The 248-nt window shown below is 46.4% G+C and carries 1 protein-coding gene; it reads left to right on the top strand.

Annotation, left to right across the window (positions count from 1 at the left end; all coding sequences use genetic code 11):
• The coding region (locus M1B78_RS18645; protein WP_257941517.1) for a class II histocompatibility antigen beta chain family protein at positions 1–248 on the top strand (248 nt) is incomplete at both ends.

Below are 248 nucleotides of genomic sequence, written 5' to 3'. Positions count from 1 at the left end.
GTCTTTAACTCCACGGAGCTGAAGGACATCGAGTTCATCAGGTCTTATTACTTCAACAAGTTAGAATACACGAGGTTCAGCAGCTCAGTGGGGAAGTTTGTCGGCTTCACTGAACAAGGTATGAAGAACGCTGCAGCCTCGAACAACAACAATATGTATATGGCCAGCATAAGAGCAGCGAAGGAGACCATCTGTCAACCCAACATCCAGCGTATGTACGACAATATGCTGACTAAGTCCGGTGAGTT

This window comes from Bacteroides muris (ex Fokt et al. 2023) (assembly GCF_024704895.1).
GTDB classification, from domain to species: Bacteria; Bacteroidota; Bacteroidia; order Bacteroidales; family Bacteroidaceae; genus Bacteroides; species Bacteroides muris.
Note: the sequence above shows the minus strand (reverse complement) of the source record. Positions and strands in the feature narration are given on the sequence as shown.